The organism is Streptomyces sp. NPDC045899 (assembly GCF_056431485.1).
In genome coordinates this window covers 238123-260040 of sequence record NZ_JBWKKP010000011.1, presented here as the reverse complement: position 1 = coordinate 260040, position 21918 = coordinate 238123, and the positions used below count along the sequence as shown (strand labels likewise).

Sequence of the window (21918 nt, the reverse complement as noted above, 5' to 3'; positions counted from 1 at the left end):
CTTGAGAGAATTTGTCATACTATCGCCGTGGGGACGGAAGTATCTCGTTTGGGGGACCTTCTTGTTCTGAACCTGGGGGTGTGGGGGGGGGGACACGGTCCCCGCCCGGACGCACCTCCGTTCCTACGCGCGGTCCCCCGCCACGTAACGCACGAACCGGCCCCAGCCCTCACGGCCGACCGCCACGGCCGGACGACTCACATCCTTGGAATCACGCACGTGAACGGCCTGTTCGGTGACGGCTACCTCTACACAGCTGTCGCCCTGGGTACCGCTGTAGCTGGACTTGAACCAGGCGAGATCGGTCCTGCTCATAGCGCTCCTCGCAGTAGCTCCAGTAGACCCACCAGGCCCCTTCGCAGTGGGGCCCATGGACGGCCTTCGTCCGGACGCACCACCGTTCCTACGCGCAGCCCCCCGCCACGTAACGCACGAACCGGCCCCAGCCCTCGCGGCCGACCGCCACGGCCGGACGACTCACATCCTTGGAATCACGCACATGAACGGCCTGTTCGGTGACGGCGACCTCCACACAGTCGTCGCCCTGCGCACTGCTGTAGCTGGACTTGAACCAATCGAGTTCGGACCTGCTCATAGCACTCCTCGAATCCGCTCCAGCAGACCCACCGAGTCCTTGGGAGAGAGGGCCTGTGAGCGCAGTCTCGCATAGCGCATTTGGATCGTGCCGACCTCCTTCTGGTCGGAGATCAGCCGTCCACTCTGCTGACCTTCGCAGTAGGCGAACCGCCGCCCTTCAGAGGTTTCCAGCAGCCGAACCGGCCCGGCAAGACAGGCATGCTGTTCACAGTTCGCAGGCATGATCTGGAGCGTGACGTTCCGCAGGGAACTGAGCTCCAGGATGTGGTCGAGGAGATCGCAGGTGACCTCGACCCCGCCGAGTCGCCGCATGAGGACCGCTTCCTCGATGATGAAGTCAAAGGTGGCGTCGGGCCGATCGCACAACAACCGCTGTCGTTCCATGCGAGCGGTGACCAGGTCTTCCAATTCCTGATCGATCAACGGAGGGATCTCGTCTTCACAGAGTGCGCGTACGTACCCTTCCGCCTGCAACAACCCCGGCACCAGCCTGCACTCGTACGTGCACAGGCTCACCGCTACCCGCTCCAGCCGGGCCCATTGCCGGAACCACACCGCGATCCCCGGCTCCCCACGCGAGAGATACCGGGCCGCCTTCCGCAGCGCGCCCGTGTTCCCCAACGCCTCCTCCGCCCTCTCCACGAACGACTCGTCCGGCATCCGGCGCCCCAGCTCCACCGAGGCAACGGTGTGTTTGGAGAACCGGACCAGCTCCCCGAACTCCGCCCGACTCAGGCCCGCGTGCTCGCGCAGGGCCTGGACGACGGCCCCGAAGGTCCGCAGACTGTCGGAGGGATCGGGCTCCCGCTCCCAGTCACCCTCGCCCGTCGCCCCAAGGGCGTTGTCAGTCGTCATACACGGCCACCTCCAGCAAGCGTCACGACGAGGCCCCCGCACTCGACTGAGCCCCCAGCCTGGTGCCAGGACGGGCGTACCGTCCACCGAACGCGCATGTACGCTGACGCAGCGTACGCAGCGCGCCGCTGGTGAAGCGCACGGCGCAGCCGCCACCGTGGCCCCATGAACGTGAGCACACCCCAACTCCCCACCACCCCAAGAGCTTTCACCCAGCGGTTGTCCTCCACCCGGCGCGGGGCACGGCTCGCCCGTCTGTTCGCCGTGGAGCAGCTGCGCACCTGGCCGGTGCCGCCGGGGGTCGTCGAACACGCGGAGGCGGTCGTCGCCGAACTCGCCGCGAACGCGGCCCTGCACGGCCGCGTCCAGGGCCGCGACTTCCGGCTCACCCTCACCCATGACGAGACGACGGGAATCCTGCGCATCGAGGTCGCGGACACCCTCGGCGAGAAGACCCCCGCCCTGGGCCCGCTCCCGGACCCCGACAGCGAGACGGGTCGCGGCCTGCACCTGATCGCCGCACTCGCCGACCGCTGGGGTACGCAGCCCCACGCATCCGTGGGCAAGACCGTGTGGGCGGAGCTGGGCGGTCGGGGGAAGAACTCGGAGGCAGACCAACGGCGTGGCTGAGAATCGCCCGCGACGCCGTTACTTCCGGCTACCAGGGCTTGACGCTCAGACACCGCCACAACGAAGCTCGTGCAAGTTGGCGTAAGCCATCCGACACCGGAGGTGCTCATGGCATTACGGTTCATCGGGATTGATCCCGACACAGGGCAGCAGGGCTCCCCCACCCTCTGGGTGGACGGGGAGAAGGGGGAGCTTGTTCTGCAAGGCTGGAAGGCAGACGAGAGGTTGGAAGCCAAGTGCGCCGCGTTCGAGGTTCCCGGCCATGCGCCCGGCATTCCACCCCATGAAGCAGTGATTCGGATTCCGTTCCGCATGGTGCCGATGCTGAGGAGGGCGTGCGATGTCGCAGAAGGAACCGGGGTTTAAGGAACTGCTGGCGGCTGCCCGACACTCGGCGGTGCATCTGGAGATGCGTGATGCTTACGGAGTGGGCGACGAGGCCGATGATTTCGAGAACTGGAAGCGCACCGGCCGCCGTGACGTGGACCCGACCTCTGCCTACTGGGCACCCTGGGTCGATCTGATCCGCAGGACCGTGTCCCGGGGAGTCGCCGTCCGTCGCGCGCGCGTGGTGTCCGAGCCGGTCACCGACTACATCCGGTACGAACACGCTGGTACCGGGGTCAACATCCTTGCCGGAGAACAGGTCCGATGGCTTCCCCGACGCCAGGCATCGGACATCGCCCTACCGGGGAACGACTGCTGGGTGTTCGATGGAAAGATCGCGCTCTTCAATCACTTCACCGGCGACGGGAGCTGGTCCGATCAGGACTGGGAGGTCCGATCCGAACCTGCGGTGGCCGGACTGGCCTCGTCAGCCTTCGAGGCGGTCTGGGAGCGCGGCGTTCCGCACGAGAAGTACTCGGTCTGACCTGAAAGCCCGCGAAGAGCCAACTCATGTCTGCTTCCCCCTCATCCAGCGCCCAGGCCGCCCGTGAAGCGATCGCCATTCGTCTCGGGACCCTCCGCCGAGAAGCGGAGCTGACTGGACATGAGCTGGCTCTTCGTTGCGATTGGAGTCCGGCCAAGTCGTCGCGCATCGAGCGGGCCAAGACGCCCGCCTCCGACGCCGACATCCGCGCCTGGTGCAGGGCCTGTGGAGCCGAGGACCACACAGAGGATCTCATCGCGGCGAACCGGCAAGCCGATCAGATGTACGTGCAGTGGCAGAAGCTCCACCGGCACGGTATGCGCCGGGCTCAAGAGGAAGTCGTGCCCCTGTACGAGCGAACGCGCACCTTCCGCGTGTACTGCTCGAACGTGGTCCCCGGGATGCTTCAGACCGAGGCGTACGCCACAGCGCTTCTCTCCACCATCGCCGCATTCCAGGAGACCCCCGACGACTCAGGCCCGGCAGCGGCCTCCCGGATCGAGCGCTCACACGTTCTCCACGAGGGCGACCATCGGTTCGCCTTGCTCGTGGAAGAGACGGTCCTCCGTTACCGCATCGGTGACGATGCGACGATGGCCGGCCAGCTGGGATACCTCCTGGCCGTCATGGCCCTGCCGAATGTGAGTCTCGGAGTGATTCCCTTCACGGCTCCGCGCCGCGCATGGCCCTTGGAAGCCTTCTACCTGTTCGACGATCGGCAGGCGAGCGTCGAACTGCTCACGGCAGCCGTGAACATCACGGCGCCGAGCGAGGTCAGCACCTACGCCAAAGCCTTCTCGGAGCTGTCCAGGATCGCTGTCTACGGGACCTCTGCTCGGGCCCTCATATCGGAAGCGATATCAGCCCTCGACTAATTGGCGTGCAAGCTCGTGCAAGAACGTAGCTGCCCGAATGCGCCGTTTCCTACGGTTGCTCCATCCCGCCCGACAGGGGCGGCGGCGGTCAGCCGTGGCCGCGATGAGTTGAGCAGAGGGAGCAAGAATGCAGAACGGAACCGATCTGTACGCGCTCGACATCAACGGGGCCTCCTTCGTGAAGGCATGCGGCGGCCCCTGTACCGAGGGCTGCGTGACCCTGGCCCGGATCGGCGAGACCGCCTGGGCCCTCGGTGACAGCAAGCGGCCGGACGCGCAGCCGCTGCGGTTCACCACGGAGGAACTGGACGCGGCCGGAATCGACCCGGCGCGCTTCGGCCTCAGCGTCTGACCTCCCCCTCCCTCGCCGGCCGGGCCGCGCGCCCGGTCGGCACCTCGCGAAACGGGAACCACCGTGCACCATCACGGCTATCTCTGGACCGGCCCGAAGGACCGCTTCGACAAGGAAGCCCTGCGGCGGCCCCCGCACCCCGAGTCGCCCCCGGCCGGAAGCAAGCCGGAACTGATCCAGCGCCACCGGGAGGTGACCGCCGAGTTCCCCACGGCAGATCTGCCACCACTGGAGACGGCGTACTGGCTGATCAAGCCCCACGCGCTGGTGCGCGGCACATGGGACGAAGCGAAGGAAGCGGCGGCCTGGCTCGGTGAGCGGCTGGCCGAGTACGCCCCGCGGTTCGCCTCGGCACGGGACCGCGACATCACACGCCTGGCCCGGCTGGTGGACGCCGCTGCCGGTGAACTGGGATCGGGCGCCGATGTGTCGTACGGCTTCTACCTGGAGCGTCCCTCATATCTGTCCCTGGCCGCGGTGACGTGTTCCCCGAACCGTTCACGGCCCGAGCTGACCTGTCCCGCCGACCGGCCGCCCAGAAACGCAGAAAACCCCAGGTGACCTGGGGTTTCTTGATGGTGTCCGAGGGGGGACTTGAACCCCCACGCCCGATAAAGGGCACTAGCACCTCAAGCTAGCGCGTCTGCCATTCCGCCACCCGGACAAGGTGTCTGCACCGCGGTCCCCCGCGGCGACATGGACAACGATACCAAGGTTTTGGAGTGCGTTTCACCTGCGTATCCGCACCGCCCACGGCGGCACCGACCTGGGGAGACGCCGGTCCGGGAGACCGAGCCGCAACGCTTGGTGGCCGCCCATGGGCGGACGGTATCCGGAACAAGCTCAGGACAAGGCGAGCCGCTCGCCCGTGATCGCCGCACCGCTACGCTCACCCGCCATGGAGATAGCCGCTTACTGCACGCTGGTGCTGATCGCCCTGCTCTACCCGGCAGTCGAGAGCAGGATGCGACGGGTAGAACGCCGGGTTCAGCGAATGGAACAGAAACTGGATCTGGTCATCGAACACCTCGGCATCACCGTGGTCACGCCCGGCATCGAGGAGGTGGAGCGGCTGGCGCGGGAGGGCAGGACGATCGAGGCGATCAAGACCTATCGCAAGATCACCGGCGCGGATCTGCTGGAGGCCAAGCAGGCCGTGGACCGGATGACGGGTCCGGTGACCCCCGGGGCGTGAGCCCCCGCCCCTCGCCCCGCCCGTGGCCACGGCGTCGCCGATCACCCGGTGCTGGAGAATGGGACGGTACGCCATTCGCTCACGGAAGCGGGACTGATCGACATGGGACGGGTCACCGAGCGGCGCCGGGTCATCCGCGTCCGGGACGGCGCGGTCAGCGCGCGGCCGGACACCCTCGTGGCCGAGGAGCCGATGGAGATCCGGCTGAACGGCAAGCCGCTCGCCATCACCATGCGGACCCCGGGTGACGACTTCGCCCTCGCCGCCGGGTTCCTGGTGAGCGAGGGGGTACTCGCGCGCCGGGACGAGCTGGCGAACATCGTCTACTGCGCGGGCGCGGCCGAGGACGGCTCGAACACGTACAACGTGGTGGATGTGAAGCTGGCCCCCGGTGTCGCCGTCCCGGACATCACGCTGGAGCGGAACGTCTACACGACGTCGTCCTGCGGACTGTGCGGCAAGGCCAGTCTGGACGCCGTCCGGACCACCGCCCGCTGGCCGCTCGCGGACGGCACCGGCACCGACGGCGCGGGCTCCGCGGCGGTGCGGATCGAGCCGGAGACGCTTTCCGCCCTCCCCGACCGGCTGCGCGCCGCGCAGCGCGTCTTCGACCGGACCGGCGGACTGCACGCGGCGGCGCTGTTCACCCCGGACGGCGAACTGCTGGACGTACGCGAGGACGTGGGCCGCCACAACGCCGTGGACAAGCTGGTCGGCCGGGCGCTCCAGCAGGGGCTGCTGCCGCTGTCCGGTGCCGTGCTGCTGGTCTCCGGCCGGGCCTCCTTCGAGCTGGCGCAGAAGGCCGTCATGGCGGGGATCCCGGTGCTGGCCGCGGTCTCGGCGCCGTCGTCGCTGGCCGTGGACCTGGCCGTGGAGACCGGACTGACCCTGGTCGGCTTTCTGCGCGGCAGCTCGATGAACGTCTACGCGGGCGAGGAGCGCATCGCCCTGCGCAGCGCGGTCGACGGGGCCTGAGGCCAGGTCCGGTTCGGCCGCGCCGGGCAACCACCCCGTCCCCCGAACGGCCCCAACTCGTCCCGTTTCACGATGATCTGACGCAGGGTCCTTGTGGCGGCGGGCCGGAGACGGGAAACTTCTGCCGCAGTCACCCCTGAGACGTGGGATGTCTTGATGTCCTGACCGAAGGACCGAAGGGCAGGTCGTGACCATGGCGCCGGTTCACCGTTCCCACCTCCGCCCCCGCCCCCGCACCAGACCCTGGCGACGGATCGCGGCGGTCCTGCTCACCGCCGCGGCGCCGGCCCTCACCCCGCTTCCGGTTCGGGCCGCGGACGCGGACGCGTCGGCGGCCCGTACCCGTTCGGGATTCGAACAGCAGGTGCTGTTCAAGGCGGCCGACGAGCCGGGGTACTCGTGCTTCCGGATCCCCGCGGTCGTACGGTCCGCGAACGGCACCCTGCTGGCGTTCGCCGAGGGCCGGGTGGACAACTGCGGTGACGCCGGGGACATCGACCTGGTGCTGAAGCGCTCCACCGACGGCGGCCGCAGCTGGGGGCCGCTCCAGGTGATCAACGAGGGCGGCGGGGACACCCACGGCAACCCGGCGCCCGTGGTGGACACACGCACCGGACGCGTCCTCCTCGCCAGCACCTCCAACACCGGCCGGGACGACGCGCAGAGCTGCGACGTGCCCTGTGACCGCACCCCGCACCTCCAGTACAGCGATGACGACGGCGCCACCTGGTCGGCCCCGGAGGACCTCGGCCCCTCACTGCTGCCGCCCTCCTGGAACTCCTGGTACGCCACCGGTCCGGTGCACGGCATCCAGCTCCGGCACGGCCGCCACAAGGGCCGTCTGCTCTTCACCGTGAACGCCGAGAGCCACGACGGCACCCGGGTCACCCACAACCACGCCGCGCTCGCCTACAGCGACGACGGCGGCGGACACTGGAAGATCGGCGCGGTGGACACCTTCCCCATCGCGGCGGACGGCACCTTCCGGCAGAAGCCGTCGGAGATGACGCTCGTGGAACGCGGGGACGGTTCGGTCCTCGTCAGCGGGCGCGAACAGGACGGCACCGACCTCGGCCACCGGGACTTCGCCCTCAGCCGGGACGGCGGCGAGAGCTTCACCGCGCCCTTCCGGGCCCTCCCCGATCTGCCCGTCCCGCAAGTGCAGGGCTCGGTCCTGCCGCTGGGCACCGGCCGCGGCGGCCCCGGCAGACTGCTGCTCTCCGCCCCGGCCGACCCCGACCGGCGCCGCACCCTGATGATCCGGTCCTCCTGGGACGAGGGCCGCAGCTGGGACGGGGTCGAGAACGGCGCGGTGGTCACCACCGACTGGTCCGGCTACTCGGACATGACCGCGATCTCGTACGACACCGTCGGACTGCTCTACGAGGGCGGCGCGGTCGACGCCCGTGACGAGATCCGCTTCGCCCGGTTCACCGGGGACTGGCTCGGCCCGCGCCGCGCCCCCGCCCCCACCACCGAGGACCGCGCCCCCGGCGCCCGTCCCGCGACGGTGCTCGGCGGCGCGGCCACGACCGAAGGGCGGCACGGCCGCGCACTGTCCTTCGACGGCACCGACGACGCGGTACGGCTGCCGTACCGGAACGCAACTCCGCTGGGCACCCGCGACTTCACCGTGAGCCTGTGGGTCCGCTACTCGGCCGCCTCCGGGCAGCACCCCTTCCTCTGGATGGGCGGGATCGGCACCAGGCAGCCCCAGGTCTGGCTGCGCGGCGAACCGGCGAGCAACCGGATCCGGGCGCTGATCACCACGGTCAACGGCTTCGCCGGGTTCACCAGCGCCTCGGTGAGCACGGGAGCGGCGTACAACGACGGGCAGTGGCACCACCTCGCCCTGATCCGCTCCGGTGGGCGGCTCTCCCTGACGGTGGACGGTGGCGCGGCGGCGACCGTGGCCGACGTCCCCGGCACCGTCAGCCGCACCTCCCCCTTCGCCCTCCACCTCGGCCAGACCGTGGACGGCCGGTCCCGGATGACGGGCGACCTCGATGAGTTCCGGCTCTACGGCCGGTCGCTGAGCGACACCGAACTCCGCCGGATCCGGGAGTACAACGCCCCCCTGGACGGCCATGGCTCCGGCGCCCTGGTCCGGCTGCCCCTGGACCGCGTACGGTCCGCCACCCGCTGAGAGGACACCACCCGACCATGGACCACGGCTCCGGCGACACCACCGACGAGATCCGGATCCGGGCGCTGGTCGAGCGCTGGGCACGGGCGGTGCACGAGGGCGATATGGAAGGTGTGCTCGCCGACCACGCCGAGGACATCGTGATGTTCGACGTACCGCCGCCCAGCGACGGTGTCCGGGGCATCGACGCCTACCGTGCCGTCTGGCCGCCCTTCTTCACCTGGCAGCGGCAGGGCGCGCGATTCGAGATCGTCTCCCTGGAGGTGACCGCCGGGGCCGGGGTCGCCTTCGCCCACGCGCTGCTGCGCTGCGGTACACCCGAGGAACTGCGCGCCGAGCCCGGCAACCGGCTCCGGCTGACCCTCGGACTGCGCAAGGAGCAGGGGCGCTGGATGGTGGCGCATGAGCACCATTCGTTTCCCGCCACGGACTGACGTCCCGGGCTCGGATCCGGTCCCGGGGTGATCGGTAGGGTGCCGGCCATGACCGAAGCCGACTTCCTCCGGGCCACCCGTACCTCCTACGACGCCATGGCCGTCGACTACGCGGAGCGCTTCCGCGACGAGCTGGCGCGGATGCCGCTGGAGCGTGCGGTGCTCGGCGCGTTCGCGGAGACCGTGCGGGAGGCCGGGGGCGGGCCGGTGGCCGACGTCGGCTGCGGACCGGGCGAGGTCACGGCGTATCTGCACGGTCTGGGGCTGTCCGTCTTCGGGATCGACCTGTCGCCGGGAATGCTCGCGCTGGCCCGCCGCGAGCATCCGGGGCTGCGCTTCGAGGAGGGGTCGATGCTGGCCCTGGACCAGCCGGACGGTTCCCTCGGCGCGGTGGTGGCCTGGTACTCGACCATCCACGTCCCGGCGGAGCGGCTGCCGGAGGTGTTCGCGGAGTTCCACCGGGTGCTGGTGCCGGGCGGCCGGCTGCTGGTCGCGTTCCAGGTGGGCGATGAGCCGCGGTGTTTCACGGAGGCGTTCGGCCACCCGGTGGACCTGACCTTCCGGCGCTGGCAGCCGGACCGGATCGCCGAGCTGCTGGACGCGGCCGGGCTGCCCGTGCACGCGCGGACGGTGCGGGGGCCGGAGCGCTGGGAGTCCACTCCGCAGGCGGTCCTGATCGCCCGCAAACCGGGCGGAGAGGACACCCCTTCAGGGATGTGACGGTGATCACACCTGGCTTGATCTCCATGGGCCCGTCGGCCGCATCCGCCCCGCGGTGACCGGCCGCGTCCGGAGCCACGGATTTCGCACCGCTGTACGGAAATCGGCCGTGTGACGCCGCTGTGCGGGCGTTGGCCGGGCGCCCGGGTGAGGTGATTCGGGCGGGCCCTGTGCCACCATCGGAGAGATTCCGTGCAGAAATCCGTTACATATGAGCCACACATGCGGTGCATAGGACGCGACTCTGAGCAATCCCGCCCTCGTGGGCCCCGGTTGACAGCCTTTCACCTCATCGGCCGCCACGCATTCCGCGCGTTCCGGGCACAAAGGGCCTCTCCCGCATCGGCTGCCGGATCCGGTAGCGTCGCGGCGCTGTGCGGAGCGGCCTCAAGGAGCAGGGATTGCGCGAGTTCACCGTCCCCCCGTTGGCGACGACGCCCCAGGTTGGAGGACTGGCGGATGCCGTCTTCGACCATGCGGACACCGATCCGCACCGGGTGGCGCTCGCCCGGAAGACGGCGGACGGCCGCTGGCAGGACGTGACCTCGGCCGAGTTCCGCGACGAGGTGATGGCGCTCGCGAAGGGACTGCTGGCCCACGGGGTCCGGTTCGGCGACCGTGTCGCGATCATGTCGCGCACCCGCTACGAGTGGACGCTGTTCGACTTCGCGCTGTGGACCCTGGGGGCCCAGAGCGTCCCGCTCTACCCCACGTCCTCCGCCGAACAGGTCTTCTGGATGCTGTACGACTCCGGGGTCACCGCCTGTGTGGTCGAGCACGAGGACCACGCCATGACCATCGGCTCGGTGGTCGGACGGCTGCCCCAGCTGGCCCGGCTGTGGCAGCTGGACGCCGGAGCGCTGGAGGAACTGCTCGCGGCCGGGGAGACGGTCGAGGACGAGATGGTGGAGCGGCACCGCCGGGCCATGACCCCGGACCAGCCCGCGACCATCATCTACACCTCGGGCACCACCGGACGCCCCAAGGGCTGTGTGATCACGCACGGCAATCTGATGGCCGAGTGCGACAACATCGTCGAGCGGTTCGAGACGGCGTTCCACTCCAAGCCGGGCGACGAGGCGGCCACCCTGCTCTTCCTGCCGCTGGCACATGTGTTCGGCCGGATGGTCGAGGTCGCCGCCATCCGCGGCCGGGTGAAACTCGGCCACCAGCCCAATCTGTCGGCCACCGCGCTCCTGCCCGACCTCCAGACCTTCCAGCCGACCTTCATCCTCGCCGTGCCGTACATCTTCGAGAAGGTGTTCGCCGCGGCGCGGCGCAAGGCCGAGGCCGAGGGCAGGTCCGGGCCGTTCGACAAGGCCGTGGACGTGGCGGTGCGGTACGCGGAGGCGCAGGAGGCCAAGGCGTTCGGCACCGGTCCGGGGCCGGGCGCCTCGCTGCGGATGCAGCACCAGTTCTTCGACAAGGTCGTCTACAGCAAGGTGCGCGGGGCGATGGGCGGCCGGATCCGGCACGCCATGTCCGGCGGCTCGGCGATGGAGCGGCGGCTCGGGCTGTTCTTCGCGGGGGCGGGCGTCACCGTCTACGAGGGCTACGGCCTCACCGAGTCCACCGCCGCCGCCACCGCCAATCCGCCCGAGCGCACCCGCTACGGCACGGTCGGGGTGCCGATCCCGGGCACCTCGGTGCACATCGCCGACGACGGGGAGGTCTGGCTGCGCGGCGGACAGATCTTCTCCGGCTACCACAACGACCCCAAGACCACCGACCAGGTGCTGCGCGACGGCTGGCTCTCCACCGGCGACCTGGGCACCCTGGACGCCGACGGCTACCTCACCATCACCGGGCGGAAGAAGGAGATCCTGGTGACCTCCGGCGGCAAGACGGTGTCGCCGGTGGGGCTGGAGGAGCGGGTGCGGGCGCATCCGCTGGTGGCCCAGGCCATCGTCGTCGGCAATGACCGGCCGTATATCGCGGCGCTGGTCACCCTGGATCCGGAGGCCGTATCGCACTGGCTGGCGATGCGCGGCAAACCGGATCTGCCGCCCAGCGAGCTGGTCCGGGACCCGGATCTGGAGACCGAGATCCGGCGGGCGGTGGTCGCGGCGAACACCACCGTCTCCCAGGCGGAGTCAATTCGTACGTTCCGGATACTTGCCGCGCAGTTCTCGGAGGAGCATGGTCTGCTGACGCCCTCGCTGAAACTGAAGCGGAAGGCGATCGAGCAGGCGTACTCCGTCGAAGTCGAGGCGCTGTACCAGTGACGCACGACCGATGAACCACTTCTGAGCACCACCGAGCCGCAGCACGGCACCGAGCACCACCGAGCACACCTGAGCCGCTTGTCCGAACCGAGCCGCTTGAGGGGGCACGCAATGATCGACGTCATTCTCCCCGACCTTCCCGAACGCACCCTGTCCCTGCTGTCCGAGGAGACACCCCGGCCCGCCGTCCCCGCCCTGACCGGGCGGATCGTCCTGGGCGGACCGGTGTCCGTACCCGTGACCGAGGAGCTCGTCGGCGGGGATCCGGACCTGTCCGCCTTTCTCGCCGCCGAGGCGCACAGCGCCGACTTCCATCTGCTGCACTGCGCGGTGACCTGCGCCCGGGACGCGCCCGAGCCCGAGTTGCACACCATCAACCTCGATCTGACGCTGTCGGCCGAGCCGGTGCGCGACGGCGCGACCGCGTTCCAGCCGGTGGCCTGGTCCATGACCCCGCGGCAGCGCACCGGGGAGACGGCGGACACCGCCCTCTCCCCCGCCGCGCACCTCGGGCCGCGGCTGGGGTTCCTCGACGCCGGCCGGGCCGACCCGGGGGCGCGGATCTGTCTGGAGGCACGGCGGGAGCTGCGCTCCGATCCGGGCTGGGAGATCCGGCACACCCAGGCGGCGCGGATCGGCGGCACCTACCGGCTGGCCATGGTGGTCCGGGCACCGCGCGGGGCGGTGACCCGGGCGGCGGTCGCGGTGGGCGCCACCGTGCGCGACGGCCACACCCTGCACCGCTTCCGGGAGGAGATCGCGGAGCCGCTGCCGCTCATGGCACCCCGGTGAACGGGGTTGCCCTTCCGGGCAGCGTCCGCCGGGAGGCGCGGTCCCGGGAATGCGCGACCGGCGGTGATCGTTGACTCCGGTGTACGACGTATCCGTATCCGACGTAAGGATCGACTGCTCGTGAGCGAGATCCCCTTCATCACCCTCAACAACGGCGTCCGGATGCCGCAGCTCGGATTCGGTGTCTGGCAGGTACCGGACGACGAGGCGCAGGTCGCGGTGCGGCACGCGCTGGAGGCCGGATACCGCAGCATCGACACGGCCGCCATCTACGGCAACGAGGAGGGCACGGGGAAGGCGCTCGCCGCGTCCGGCATCGCACGCGACGAGCTGTTCGTCACCACCAAGCTCTGGAACTCCGACCAGGGCCATGACGCCGCCCTGCGCGCCTTCGACACCTCGCTGACCAAGCTGGGCCTGGACCACGTGGATCTGTACCTGATCCACTGGCCGGTGCCCGAGGCGGACAGGTTCGTGGAGACCTGGAAGGCGCTCGAGAAGATCTACGCCGACGGCCGGGCCAAGGCCATCGGGGTGTCCAACTTCCACCCCGCCCATCTCCAGCGGCTGCTCTCCGAGGGTTCGGTCGCCCCGGTGATCGACCAGGTGGAGCTGCACCCGCAGCTCCAGCAGTCGGAGCTGCGCGCGTTCAACGCCCGCCATGACATCGCCACCGAGGCGTGGTCCCCGCTCGGCCAGGGCAAGGGGCTGCTGGAGGACCCGAAGCTGGCGGCCATCGGGGCCAAGCACGGGAAGACCCCGGCCCAGGTGGTGCTGCGCTGGCACCTCACCCTCGGCAATGTGGTGATCCCCAAGTCCGTGACCCCGTCGCGGATCGCGGAGAACATCGATGTGTTCGACTTCGCCCTGGACACGGAGGACCTGGCCACCCTGGAGGCGATGAACTCGGGCAACCGCCTCGGTCCCGACCCCGACACGTTCAATGTGACCTGAGCCCGGCACCGGCCCGACAGCCGACCACGAAGGGCCGACCGGCTCAACCGCCCCGCCGCGTATGACGCGGCGGGGCGCTGTCGTACCCCGGCCGTGCCCGGCCTCTCCGGAAGGGCTCCGGCGTCCGCCGAGCGGTCCTCGGCACCCACAATTACGCTTGGCGCTCAGTAAGGCACACAGCGTGACTGTTTTTTGAGCCTGAGGAGACAGCCCATGCCCCGCAGACGCCGTCACGGCCTTGAACTGGCCGCCGGTTGCACCGTCGCCATAGCCGCCCTCTTTCTGAGCACCGGTATACCCGCGGTCGCCGACCCCGGAGATCCCACCCATGGCCCGCAACGGGAGATCCCTCCCGGAATGCTCGCCGCCATGCAGCGTGACCTCGGTCTGACGGCCGATGAGGCGAAGACCCGTATCAACAACGAGTACCGGGCCGGTGCCGCCGAACCCGGACTGCGCAGGACCCTCGGCGGCTCGTACGGCGGCGCCTGGGTGAGCGGCAACACGGCCGAGCTGACGGTCGCCACCACCGACCGGGGCCAGCGCGGCACCATCACCGCCAGCGGCGCCAACGCCGCGGTCGTCGACCACAGCCTGAAGGAACTCGCCGCCGCGAAGGACGCCCTGGACCGGACCGCGGCGTCGCGCGCCCCGGCCGTGGACGCCGCCTCCGCCTGGTACGTGGACGTCAAGAGCAACAGCGTGGTGGTCCAGGCGGCCAACACCGCCGGGGCGACCGACTTCGTCGCCGCCAGCGGTGCCGACCGCGATGTGGTCCGGATCGTGCAGTCGCCCGAGCGCCCCCGCCCCCTGTACGACCTGCGCGGCGGCGAGGCGTACTACATCAACAGCTCCGCGCGCTGCTCGATCGGCTTCTCGGTGAGCCAGGGCGACCGCAACGGCTTCGTCACCGCCGGGCACTGCGGCGACCCCGGGGACTCCACCGCCGGGTACAACCGCGTCGCCCAGGGTTCCTTCCAGGGGTCCACCTTCCCGGGCAACGACTACGCCTGGGTGGAGACCAACGACAACTGGACCCCGCAGCCGTGGGTGGTCGGCGCGGACAACGCCAACGTGGTGGTCGGCGGCTCCCAGCAGGCGCCGGTGGGCTCGTCCGTCTGCCGCTCCGGCTCGACCACCGGCTGGCACTGCGGGACGATCCTCCAGCACAACACCAGCGTGCAGTACGCCGAGGGCACCGTCCGGGGTGTCTCCCGCACCAATGTGTGTGCCGAGCCGGGTGACTCCGGCGGCCCGTACATCTCCGGCAGCGAGGGACAGGGCGTCCTCTCCGGCGGCTCCGGCAACTGCACCCGGGGCGGTACGACCTACTACCAGCCGCTGAACCCGATCCTCTCGGCCTACAACCTCACCCTCACCACCGGCTGACCCCGGCTCATCCCGTCCGCAGCGCGCTGTGGACGGTCTGGGCGCTCAGCACGAAGGCGTCCGGCCGCCGCATGATCCCGGCGGGGTCGTCGGGGTCGAGCAGCCGGTCCAGCGCCAGGAGGTCGCCGTCGGCCAGCCGGTCGGCGGCGGCCTCGCGCCGGTGGCCCAGTTCGGCGCGGAGCCACTGGCGGGCCGGGGTGTCCAGCGGGGCGGGCAGATCGAGCAGGAAGGTACGGCTGGCGGCCCCGTCCAGCCCGGCCCCGGCCAGCATCGCGGACCAGTCCTCGACCGTCTCCACGGTGTCCGGCAGCGCGGCCCGCATCTCGGCGAACATCTCCGTGTTGACGACCTCGAGCCGGGACATCAGCCCGGGCCGTCCGAGCCCGGCGTCACGCGGCAGACAGCGCAGCGGCAGTCCGCCCTCGGCCAGGGCCAGCACGCCTCCGGGGCGCAGACGGGCGGCGAGCGCACGGACCGCGGCCCGCTGGTCGCCCAGATGGTGCACGGTCTTGCTGGACCAGATGAGATCCGCCTCGTCCAGCGCCCCCAGGTCACCGGGCAGTTCGGCGCGGCGGGTGCGGACACGGTCGGCCAGGCCGAGCCGCGCGGCCCGGTCCCGGGTCCGCTCCAGCAGCTCGTCGGCGCCGTCCACCGCGACCACCTCGGCCCGCGGGAAGACCTGGGCGAGCAGACAGGTGACCACCCCGGGGCCGCTGCCGACGTCCAGGATCCGGCGCACCTCCCCGCCGGTCCGCTCCGCCAGCCACCGCGCGGCCCCGTGGTGCACGGGCGCGCTCAGCTCGGCGCCCTGCTCCAGCAGCGGGCCGAGGACGTTCCAGTCGAGGTCGGTGTGGTCGTGTCCGTGGTGGCCGTGGCGTTCGTCATGGCCGTGGTGTCCCTGGGTGTGGGCGTCCGCGCCCTGGTGTCCGGTCATGGGCCGAGCCTCCACCGGGCCGCCGCGGACCGCCAACGTATCTTGCCGGACCGGCAACTTCCCCGCTCGGCGCCCCCGTCCGCGCATCTTCGGAACAGCTTCACCAATCCGGGCCCGTCCGGGTGACGAATGAGGTACGACACCTGCGTGTACGCCGCATCGTTGATCCCGGAAGGACGGCCTGTGAGAGAACCCGTGTACATCGGCGGACCGGCCGCCCGCGGCCCGGCCCTGGAGGAGTTGCTCCACATGGTGGCCCGGGGTGACCAGAACGCGTTCGCGGCCCTGTACGACGCGGTCTGCGGGCCCGTCCTCGGGCTGACGCGCAGTCTGCTGCGCGATCCGGCCCAGGCCGAGGAGGTCACCCAGGAGGTGCTGGTCGAGGTGTGGCGGTCGGCGGCGCGGTTCGAACCGGGCCGCGGCAGCGCGATGGGGTGGATCATGACGCTGGCCCACCGGCGCGCGGTGGACCGGGTGCGCTCCGCACAGGCCGCCTCCGACCGTGAGGCGCGCGCCGCGCTGCTGGCCCGCACCCCCGCGTTCGACGAGGTGACCGAACAGGTGGAGGCCAGACTGGAGCGCGAGCAGGTGCGCCGCTGCATGCGGACGCTGACCGAACTGCAACGGCAGTCGGTGACGCTCGCGTACTACCGGGGCCGTACCTACCGCGAAGTGGCGGAGCTGCTGTCGCTGCCGCTGGGGACCGTGAAGACCAGACTCCGGGACGGGCTCATCCGGCTCCGGGACTGCATGGGGGTCGGGGCATGACCAGAGCGGATCTGCACACCTTGACCGGGGCCTACGCGGTGCACGCGCTGTCCGGCAGGGAGCTGGAGGAGTTCGAGCGCCACCTCGCGCTGTGCGAGGCGTGCGCGCTGGAGGTGCGGGAGCTGCGGGAGACCGCGGGGCGGCTGGCGGTGGCCACCTCGCTGGCCCCGTCGCCGCTGATGAAGGACGAGGTGATGCGGCGGATCACCACGGTCCGCCAGGAGCCGCCGCGGGTGGCGTCCCACGACGGCCGGGACGACCGCCGGATCCAGGAGGGCCGCGGCCGCGAGTCCCGCGGCACGGGCCGGCCCCGGCGGCGCGGTGGGCGCAGGGCCCTGGGCTTCGCCCTGGCCGCCTGTCTGGCCGGGGCGGCGGCGCTCGGCGGGGCCGCGGTGTGGCAGTACCGGCAGGCGTCCGACGCACGGAACACGGCGGACCGCGCCGAGCGGCGGGTCGCCGAGGTGGACGAGCTGGCCAGGGTGCTGGCCGCACCGGACGCCCGGACCCGCACCGGCAAGCTCAAGGACGGCGCGACGGGCGCGGTCGTGGTCTCCCGCGGACTGGACCGCGCGGTGTTCCTCTCCTCCGGTCTGCCCGAAGCGCCCTCGGGCCGGGTCTACCAGCTGTGGTTCAGCGACGGGGGCACGATGCGCTCGGCGGGGCTGCTGCACACCTCCGGCGGGGGTTCGGCGGCGCTGCTCCGAGGGCCGGTCGGGACGTCCTCGGCCATGGGCCTCACGGTGGAGCCGGCCGGCGGTTCGAAGGCACCGACGACCGACCCGATCGCGCTGATGACGTTCCCCTCGGGCTGAGCCGGTGTAAACGAACAGGGTGACTTCTTCGATCGCCGTCTTCACCTCCGATCTGCGGCTGCGCGACAACCCCGTGCTCCATGCCGCCGTCCGAGCCGCTGACCAGGTCGTTCCACTGTTCGTCCTGGACCCCGGACTGGTCCGCACGGGGTTCGCGGTGCCCAACCGGATGGCGTTCCTCGCGGACGCCCTGGCGGATCTGGACGCGGGGCTGCGGGAGCGCGGCGGTGCGCTGATCCTCCGTAAGGGTGACCCGGTGGCGGAGATCCGCCAGGTGGCGGACCGGGTGGACGCAGCCGAGGTCCACATCGCGGGCGGGGTGAGCGGCTACGCGGGGCGGCGCGAGGCCCGGCTGCGGGAGGCGCTGACCGCGGACGGGCGGGAGCTGCGGGTGCACGGCGCGGTGGTGACGGCGGTGGAGCCGGGCGAGGTGGTCCCGGCGGGCAAGGACCACTTCGCCGTGTTCACCCCGTACTTCCGCGCCTGGCAACGGATCGAGCCCCGCCCGGTGCTGGCCGCCCCGCGCCGCGTACCGCTGCCGGAGCTGTCGGGCCTGCGCTCCGAACCGCTGTCCGCGGTGACCGCGCTCGCCCCGGGCGGCACCTCGCCCGGACTGCCCCGGGGCGGGGAGACGGCCGGGCGGCGCCGGTTCACCGCGTGGCGGCGGTCGGGGCTCGGCGGGTACGCCGACGACCACGACGACCTGCCCGGCGACGCCACCTCGCGGCTCTCGCCGTACCTGCACTTCGGCTGTCTGTCCCCGGTGGAACTGGTGCGCCGGGCGGAGGAGTCGGGCGGCGAGGGCGCCGAGGCGTTCGTCCGCCAGCTCGCCTGGCGGGACTTCCACCACCAGGTGCTCGCCGCCCGCCCGGACGCCGCGCACACCGACTACCGCACCCGTCAGGACCGGTGGCGCGCCGATGACGCGGAGATCGCCGCGTGGAAGGCGGGGCGCACCGGCTATCCGCTGGTGGACGCCGGGATGCGGCAGCTGCGCCACGAGGGCTGGATGCACAACCGGGCACGGCTGCTGGTGGCCAGCTTCCTCACCAAGACGCTGTACACCGACTGGCGGATCGGGGCTCAGCATTTCCTGGATCTGCTGGTGGACGGCGATATGGCCAACAACCAGCTCAACTGGCAGTGGGTGGCGGGCACCGGTACCGACACCCGCCCCCACCGCGTTCTGAACCCGCTCGCCCAGGCCAAGCGGTTCGACCCGGACGGCGCGTATGTGCGCCGCTGGGTGCCGGAACTGGCGGGCGTCAAGAGCCCGCGCGTCCACACCCCCTGGCGCCTGCCGGAGGACGAACGCGCCCGGCTGGACTACCCGGACCCCATCGTCGACCTGGACGCGGGCCTGGCCCGCTTCAAACGGGCCAGGAACCGCGACTGACGCCCCGGCACGGAACGTTGGCCGGGTGTGGTGCCCGTCGGAGCATGACGCGGCGGCACTCGCGCGCCTCGCCGGTCAGGCGGCCGCGCCCGCCGGGTACCACGTCTCCGGGGTGACCGGCATACAGCTGGCGCCCCGGTCGGTGGGGCGGACGGCGAGGATCTGGTCGACGCCCATCCGTCCCTCCTCCAGGGCGAGGGCCGCACCGGCGAGCCGCAACCGCCAGGCGCGGGCGGCCGGTTCGCCCGCCAGACGGCGGAAGCCCTCCCAGTCCGCCTCCAGTGTGGCGCGCCAGGCGGTGACCGTACGGACGTAGTGTTCGCGCAGCGACTCCGAGGCGCGCACCTCGAGTCCGGAGGTCTCCAGCAGGCCGATGGTCTCGCCGAGCGGGCGCGGCCGCGGCCGCAGGGCGAGGTGCCCGGTGAGCGGTGGTCCGGGGTCGGCCGCCGGGGACGGCCGGGAGAGCTGCTGGACCAGGGCCCGGCCGCCGGGGCGGAGCATCCGGTGCAGGGTGCGGAAGAGCTCCGGGTAGTGCTCATCGCCCATGTACTCACCCGCCTCCACACACGCGACGGCCTCGTACTGGCCGCCCCGCAGCGCGCGGTGGTCGCCCAGTTCGACGTCGACCCGGTGGCGCAGACCGCGTTCGCGCACCCGCCCGGCCAGCAGGTCACGTTCCTCCGGGACCGTGGTGACGGCGGTGACCTGCGCGCCGTAGCGGTCGGCGGCGTGCAGGGCCAGCGCTCCCCAGCCGCAGCCGATGTCCAACAGCCGGGCGCCGGGCACCAGGTTCAGCTTGCGGCAGATGACGTCCAGCTTGTCGCGCTGGGCGTCGGCGAGCCGGTACGCGGGGTCCTGACGGGTCCAGTAGGCGCAGGACAGCGCCATGGACGGGTCCAGCAGCCGCTGGTGGAACTCGGCGGTGACGTCCGGGCGCGTGGTGTCGTCACGGGCGGGCGGGCGGCCGACGAGGGCGCCGAGCCGTACGGCGGTGGCGGCGGCTCCGGCCCGGGTGGCCAGGACCGGGCCGCCGGACGGGGACGCGGCGCGTCCGCGCACCGCGTGCCACAGGGCGCGCAGCCCCTCGGTGAGGTCGCCCTCGACGTCGAGGTCACCGCTGATGTACGCCTCGGCCAGGCCCGGTCCGGTGGGCCGCCACATCAGCCGGCGCACCGCCCGCCGGGAGCGCAGCCGTACCCGCGGCGCACCGGGCGGTCCCGCCTCGCTGCCGTCCCAGGCGCACAGCCGCACCGGGAGCGGGGCGCCGAGCAGCCGTTCGGCGCGGGGGGCGAGGGCGGCGGCCACGTCGCTCATCGGTCTGCCTCCTGCAAGCAGGGCCGCCGGGCGGCTCACGTCCGCCGGGCCGGCCACCGGTGTACCTTCCACGAGGTATTCGGGGCCGGCCGGGCGGCGGATTGGTCAGCTCACCCGGTGCGCGCCCCGTGTGCGGCGGCCGCGTCCTCGATCCGCCGGGCGAGGCCGAAGTCCAGCTCGGTCACCTTGCCGCCCACGCTGTGGGTGTTCACCGTGACGCCGACCGTGTTGTAACCGAGCGTCAGCTCGGAGTGGTGGTTCAGCTCGTCCTGGATCCGGGCGATCTCCGCGACCAGCGCCGCGGCCTGCGGATGGCCGCCGAAGGCGTAGTGGCGGATGAGCCGGTCCTCCGCCCAGGACCAGCCGGGGAGGCGTTCGAGGCGGTCCTGGACCTCCTGCCGGCCGAGCGGTTCGACTGCCATGGCACATCCCTTCGTCCTGGGCGGCGGATCAGCGCTCCCCACCCTGCCACGTCCGCCCGCCGGGTTCGGTTACCTTCCTCCCATGACAACTGCGACGTCGGCCGGGGTGGGCGAGCTGCTGCGCGGGTGGCGGAACCGTCGGCGGATCAGCCAGCTGGAGCTCGCGCTGCGCGCCGACTCCTCCTCGCGCCACATCAGCTTCATCGAGACCGGCCGGTCCCGGCCGAGCCAGGAGATGGTGCTGCGGCTCGCCGACCACCTCGAGGTGCCGGTGCGCGAGCGCAACGCGCTGCTGCTCGCCGCGGGGTACGCCCCGCAGTTTCCCGAGCGGGCGGTCGACGACCCGTCGATGGAGACCCTGCGCGAGGGGATGAAGCGGCTGCTGACGGGCTATGAGCCCTATCCCGCGCTGGTGGTGAACGGCGTCTACGAGGTGCAGGCGGCCAACCGCGGGATCGCCATGCTGCTGGACGGCGTCGCGGAACACCTGCTGACGCCCCCGCTCAACGCGATGCGCATCACCCTCCACCCGGAGGGTCTGGCCCCCCGCATCCGCAACTTCCGCGAGTGGCGCGGTCATCTGCTGGACCAGATGGACCGCCAGCTGTGGATGATGCGCTCCCCCGCGCTGCGGGCGGTCTACGAGGAGGTGGCGGCCTATCCGGTGCCGGACAGCGGTGGCCGGGAGAGCGCCGCGGCGCGCGGCCACGCGCCGTTCGCCCTCCCGATGGTGATCGAGCACGGCGGCCGGGTGCTCTCCTTCATCTCCACCATCGCCACCTTCAACACGCCCATGGACGTGACCGTCTCCGAGCTGGCCATCGAGACGTTCCTGCCGGCCGACCGGGAGACCGCCGCCGCCCTGGGCGAGCTGGTCACGCGGTAGGGACGCGGTCCAGGAAGCCGAGGACGGAGCGGATCCGGCCGTCCTCGGCCAGGGTGATCACATCGAACCCGGCGACCGGCGCGGAGCCGTCGGCGGTGGAGACCAGCTCCCAGGTGAACCGGGCCGTGTCGTGGTGGCCGTCGACGGTGCCGGTGTGGCGGAACTCGAAGCCGGGGAACTGCTCGTGGACCCCGGCGATGACGGCGGCGAGCTCTCCGTGGCCGCGGACCTCGGTCAGCGGGTCGGTGTACGTGCCGTCCTCGGTCAGGGCGGCGGCCACGGCCTTGGCGAGGGTGTCGGCGTCGGTGGCGTTCCACGCCTCGAAGTAGCGGGCGACGATGGCGTCGTAGTCGAAGGTCATGGCGGACACTCTCCT

General features: G+C 71.4%; 26 protein-coding genes and 1 tRNA gene. 19 read left to right on the top strand and 8 right to left on the bottom strand.

The window, feature by feature from the left end:
* Positions 1 to 123: 123 nt before the first annotated feature.
* From AC07FT_RS19035 to AC07FT_RS19025, 3 genes are all read right to left on the bottom strand, one after another.
* On the bottom strand, positions 124 to 315 hold the full coding sequence (locus tag AC07FT_RS19035; RefSeq protein WP_479177199.1) for a DUF397 domain-containing protein: 192 nt from the start codon (positions 313 to 315) through the stop codon (positions 124 to 126).
* An 88-nt stretch (positions 316 to 403) separates the two neighbouring features.
* A complete protein-coding gene (locus tag AC07FT_RS19030) occupies positions 404 to 595 on the bottom strand; it encodes a DUF397 domain-containing protein (RefSeq protein WP_479177198.1) in 192 nt (63 codons plus the stop codon).
* Positions 592 to 1452 (bottom strand): helix-turn-helix domain-containing protein, encoded by an 861-nt coding sequence (locus tag AC07FT_RS19025; protein ID WP_479177197.1) that lies wholly within the window; start codon positions 1450 to 1452, stop codon positions 592 to 594. The genes AC07FT_RS19030 and AC07FT_RS19025 overlap by 4 nt, the downstream gene beginning before the upstream one ends.
* A 165-nt stretch (positions 1453 to 1617) precedes the next feature.
* Between AC07FT_RS19025 and AC07FT_RS19020 the strand changes: the two genes are divergently transcribed.
* The 6 genes from AC07FT_RS19020 (at position 1618) to AC07FT_RS18995 (ending at position 4741) form a co-directional block, all read left to right on the top strand.
* Positions 1618 to 2082: an ATP-binding protein gene (locus tag AC07FT_RS19020; protein ID WP_479177196.1), complete on the top strand. Its 465-nt coding sequence runs from the start codon at positions 1618 to 1620 to the stop codon at positions 2080 to 2082.
* Positions 2083 to 2190: 108 nt separating this feature from the next.
* Complete coding sequence (locus AC07FT_RS19015) at positions 2191 to 2448, top strand: hypothetical protein (protein ID WP_471193520.1); 258 nt, start codon at positions 2191 to 2193, stop codon at positions 2446 to 2448.
* Positions 2423 to 2953 (top strand): DUF6879 family protein, encoded by a 531-nt coding sequence (locus tag AC07FT_RS19010; RefSeq protein WP_471193518.1) that lies wholly within the window; start codon positions 2423 to 2425, stop codon positions 2951 to 2953. Before AC07FT_RS19015 ends, AC07FT_RS19010 begins: the two co-directional genes overlap by 26 nt.
* 26 nt (positions 2954 to 2979) lie before the next feature.
* Complete coding sequence (locus tag AC07FT_RS19005; protein WP_479177195.1) at positions 2980 to 3828, top strand: helix-turn-helix domain-containing protein; 849 nt, start codon at positions 2980 to 2982, stop codon at positions 3826 to 3828.
* A 127-nt stretch (positions 3829 to 3955) separates the two neighbouring features.
* Positions 3956 to 4180 (top strand): DUF397 domain-containing protein, encoded by a 225-nt coding sequence (locus AC07FT_RS19000; RefSeq protein WP_479177194.1) that lies wholly within the window; start codon positions 3956 to 3958, stop codon positions 4178 to 4180.
* A gap of 63 nt (positions 4181 to 4243) precedes the next feature.
* A complete protein-coding gene (locus tag AC07FT_RS18995; protein ID WP_479177193.1) occupies positions 4244 to 4741 on the top strand; it encodes a hypothetical protein in 498 nt (165 codons plus the stop codon).
* A gap of 15 nt (positions 4742 to 4756) precedes the next feature.
* Here AC07FT_RS18995 and AC07FT_RS18990 read toward each other — a convergent pair.
* Positions 4757 to 4844 (bottom strand) — tRNA-Leu (locus AC07FT_RS18990).
* Positions 4845 to 5078: 234 nt separating this feature from the next.
* On the opposite strand from AC07FT_RS18990, the gene AC07FT_RS18985 reads away from it, so the two are divergent.
* The 9 genes from AC07FT_RS18985 to AC07FT_RS18945 all read left to right on the top strand — a co-directional run bounded on the left by AC07FT_RS18985 (position 5079) and on the right by AC07FT_RS18945 (position 15010).
* Positions 5079 to 5375, top strand: a complete 297-nt coding sequence (locus tag AC07FT_RS18985) for a hypothetical protein (RefSeq protein ID WP_479177192.1) — start codon at positions 5079 to 5081, stop codon at positions 5373 to 5375.
* Positions 5376 to 5477: 102 nt separating this feature from the next.
* On the top strand, positions 5478 to 6350 hold the full coding sequence (fdhD, locus tag AC07FT_RS18980) for a formate dehydrogenase accessory sulfurtransferase FdhD (RefSeq protein WP_479177212.1): 873 nt from the start codon (positions 5478 to 5480) through the stop codon (positions 6348 to 6350).
* Positions 6351 to 6543: 193 nt separating this feature from the next.
* Complete coding sequence (locus AC07FT_RS18975) at positions 6544 to 8496, top strand: exo-alpha-sialidase (RefSeq protein ID WP_479177191.1); 1953 nt, start codon at positions 6544 to 6546, stop codon at positions 8494 to 8496.
* 17 nt (positions 8497 to 8513) lie between these two features.
* Complete coding sequence (locus AC07FT_RS18970; protein ID WP_479177190.1) at positions 8514 to 8930, top strand: nuclear transport factor 2 family protein; 417 nt, start codon at positions 8514 to 8516, stop codon at positions 8928 to 8930.
* A gap of 48 nt (positions 8931 to 8978) precedes the next feature.
* Positions 8979 to 9650, top strand: a complete 672-nt coding sequence (locus AC07FT_RS18965; protein WP_479177189.1) for a class I SAM-dependent DNA methyltransferase — start codon at positions 8979 to 8981, stop codon at positions 9648 to 9650.
* A gap of 401 nt (positions 9651 to 10051) precedes the next feature.
* A complete protein-coding gene (locus AC07FT_RS18960) occupies positions 10052 to 11875 on the top strand; it encodes an AMP-dependent synthetase/ligase (RefSeq protein ID WP_479177188.1) in 1824 nt (607 codons plus the stop codon).
* A gap of 111 nt (positions 11876 to 11986) precedes the next feature.
* Complete coding sequence (locus AC07FT_RS18955; protein WP_479177187.1) at positions 11987 to 12667, top strand: hypothetical protein; 681 nt, start codon at positions 11987 to 11989, stop codon at positions 12665 to 12667.
* Between the two features lie 120 nt (positions 12668 to 12787).
* A complete protein-coding gene (locus AC07FT_RS18950; RefSeq protein WP_479177186.1) occupies positions 12788 to 13621 on the top strand; it encodes an aldo/keto reductase in 834 nt (277 codons plus the stop codon).
* 213 nt (positions 13622 to 13834) lie between these two features.
* Complete coding sequence (locus tag AC07FT_RS18945) at positions 13835 to 15010, top strand: S1 family peptidase (protein ID WP_479177185.1); 1176 nt, start codon at positions 13835 to 13837, stop codon at positions 15008 to 15010.
* Positions 15011 to 15017: 7 nt separating this feature from the next.
* Here AC07FT_RS18945 and AC07FT_RS18940 read toward each other — a convergent pair whose 3' ends face one another.
* Complete coding sequence (locus AC07FT_RS18940; protein ID WP_479177184.1) at positions 15018 to 15944, bottom strand: class I SAM-dependent methyltransferase; 927 nt, start codon at positions 15942 to 15944, stop codon at positions 15018 to 15020.
* 183 nt (positions 15945 to 16127) lie between these two features.
* Between AC07FT_RS18940 and AC07FT_RS18935 the strand changes: the two genes are divergently transcribed.
* From AC07FT_RS18935 to AC07FT_RS18925, 3 genes are read left to right on the top strand one after another with little or no spacing between them, the layout of a single operon-like run.
* The gene (locus AC07FT_RS18935) at positions 16128 to 16712 is read left to right on the top strand and encodes a sigma-70 family RNA polymerase sigma factor (RefSeq protein ID WP_254737719.1); all 585 of its coding nucleotides are present in this window, start codon (positions 16128 to 16130) and stop codon (positions 16710 to 16712) included.
* Entirely contained in the window at positions 16709 to 17524 is an 816-nt protein-coding gene (locus AC07FT_RS18930; protein ID WP_479177183.1) for an anti-sigma factor, read from the top strand. Before AC07FT_RS18935 ends, AC07FT_RS18930 begins: the two co-directional genes overlap by 4 nt.
* Before the next feature lie 19 nt (positions 17525 to 17543).
* On the top strand, positions 17544 to 18920 hold the full coding sequence (locus tag AC07FT_RS18925) for a cryptochrome/photolyase family protein (protein WP_479177182.1): 1377 nt from the start codon (positions 17544 to 17546) through the stop codon (positions 18918 to 18920).
* Between the two features lie 75 nt (positions 18921 to 18995).
* Here the strand turns inward: AC07FT_RS18925 and AC07FT_RS18920 are convergent, their stop codons facing one another.
* Positions 18996 to 20234 carry an SAM-dependent methyltransferase gene (locus AC07FT_RS18920; protein WP_479177180.1) on the bottom strand — a complete coding sequence of 413 codons (1239 nt, stop codon included), beginning with the start codon at positions 20232 to 20234 and terminating at the stop codon, positions 18996 to 18998.
* 110 nt (positions 20235 to 20344) lie between these two features.
* Positions 20345 to 20656: a 4a-hydroxytetrahydrobiopterin dehydratase gene (locus AC07FT_RS18915; protein ID WP_471193486.1), complete on the bottom strand. Its 312-nt coding sequence runs from the start codon at positions 20654 to 20656 to the stop codon at positions 20345 to 20347.
* A gap of 82 nt (positions 20657 to 20738) precedes the next feature.
* Here AC07FT_RS18915 and AC07FT_RS18910 point away from each other — a divergent pair, with 82 nt between their 5' ends.
* On the top strand, positions 20739 to 21542 hold the full coding sequence (locus tag AC07FT_RS18910) for a helix-turn-helix domain-containing protein (RefSeq protein WP_479177178.1): 804 nt from the start codon (positions 20739 to 20741) through the stop codon (positions 21540 to 21542).
* Here the strand turns inward: AC07FT_RS18910 and AC07FT_RS18905 are convergent.
* On the bottom strand, positions 21532 to 21903 hold the full coding sequence (locus tag AC07FT_RS18905) for a nuclear transport factor 2 family protein (protein ID WP_479177176.1): 372 nt from the start codon (positions 21901 to 21903) through the stop codon (positions 21532 to 21534). The two genes, AC07FT_RS18910 and AC07FT_RS18905, sit on opposite strands and share 11 nt — an antisense overlap.
* Positions 21904 to 21918: the final 15 nt, after the last annotated feature.

Bases quoted from the DNA above. Each gene is read 5' to 3' on its own strand.
- AC07FT_RS19025 (WP_479177197.1), bottom strand. From the start codon at position 1,452: ATGACGACTGACAACGCCCTTGGGGCGACGGGCGAGGGTGACTGGGAG.
- AC07FT_RS18915 (WP_471193486.1), bottom strand. From the start codon at position 20,656: ATGGCAGTCGAACCGCTCGGCCGGCAGGAGGTCCAGGACCGCCTCGAA.
- AC07FT_RS18905 (WP_479177176.1), bottom strand. From the start codon at position 21,903: ATGACCTTCGACTACGACGCCATCGTCGCCCGCTACTTCGAGGCGTGG.
- AC07FT_RS19030 (WP_479177198.1), bottom strand. From the start codon at position 595: ATGAGCAGGTCCGAACTCGATTGGTTCAAGTCCAGCTACAGCAGTGCG.
- AC07FT_RS18970 (WP_479177190.1), top strand. From the start codon at position 8,514: ATGGACCACGGCTCCGGCGACACCACCGACGAGATCCGGATCCGGGCG.
- AC07FT_RS19020 (WP_479177196.1), top strand. From the start codon at position 1,618: ATGAACGTGAGCACACCCCAACTCCCCACCACCCCAAGAGCTTTCACC.
- fdhD (WP_479177212.1), top strand. From the start codon at position 5,478: ATGGGACGGGTCACCGAGCGGCGCCGGGTCATCCGCGTCCGGGACGGC.
- AC07FT_RS19005 (WP_479177195.1), top strand. From the start codon at position 2,980: ATGTCTGCTTCCCCCTCATCCAGCGCCCAGGCCGCCCGTGAAGCGATC.
- AC07FT_RS19015 (WP_471193520.1), top strand. From the start codon at position 2,191: ATGGCATTACGGTTCATCGGGATTGATCCCGACACAGGGCAGCAGGGC.
- AC07FT_RS18940 (WP_479177184.1), bottom strand. From the start codon at position 15,944: ATGACCGGACACCAGGGCGCGGACGCCCACACCCAGGGACACCACGGC.
- AC07FT_RS18975 (WP_479177191.1), top strand. From the start codon at position 6,544: ATGGCGCCGGTTCACCGTTCCCACCTCCGCCCCCGCCCCCGCACCAGA.
- AC07FT_RS18965 (WP_479177189.1), top strand. From the start codon at position 8,979: ATGACCGAAGCCGACTTCCTCCGGGCCACCCGTACCTCCTACGACGCC.
- AC07FT_RS19010 (WP_471193518.1), top strand. From the start codon at position 2,423: ATGTCGCAGAAGGAACCGGGGTTTAAGGAACTGCTGGCGGCTGCCCGA.
- AC07FT_RS18930 (WP_479177183.1), top strand. From the start codon at position 16,709: ATGACCAGAGCGGATCTGCACACCTTGACCGGGGCCTACGCGGTGCAC.
- AC07FT_RS19000 (WP_479177194.1), top strand. From the start codon at position 3,956: ATGCAGAACGGAACCGATCTGTACGCGCTCGACATCAACGGGGCCTCC.
- AC07FT_RS18945 (WP_479177185.1), top strand. From the start codon at position 13,835: ATGCCCCGCAGACGCCGTCACGGCCTTGAACTGGCCGCCGGTTGCACC.
- AC07FT_RS19035 (WP_479177199.1), bottom strand. From the start codon at position 315: ATGAGCAGGACCGATCTCGCCTGGTTCAAGTCCAGCTACAGCGGTACC.
- AC07FT_RS18910 (WP_479177178.1), top strand. From the start codon at position 20,739: ATGACAACTGCGACGTCGGCCGGGGTGGGCGAGCTGCTGCGCGGGTGG.
- AC07FT_RS18955 (WP_479177187.1), top strand. From the start codon at position 11,987: ATGATCGACGTCATTCTCCCCGACCTTCCCGAACGCACCCTGTCCCTG.
- AC07FT_RS18985 (WP_479177192.1), top strand. From the start codon at position 5,079: ATGGAGATAGCCGCTTACTGCACGCTGGTGCTGATCGCCCTGCTCTAC.
- AC07FT_RS18920 (WP_479177180.1), bottom strand. From the start codon at position 20,234: ATGAGCGACGTGGCCGCCGCCCTCGCCCCCCGCGCCGAACGGCTGCTC.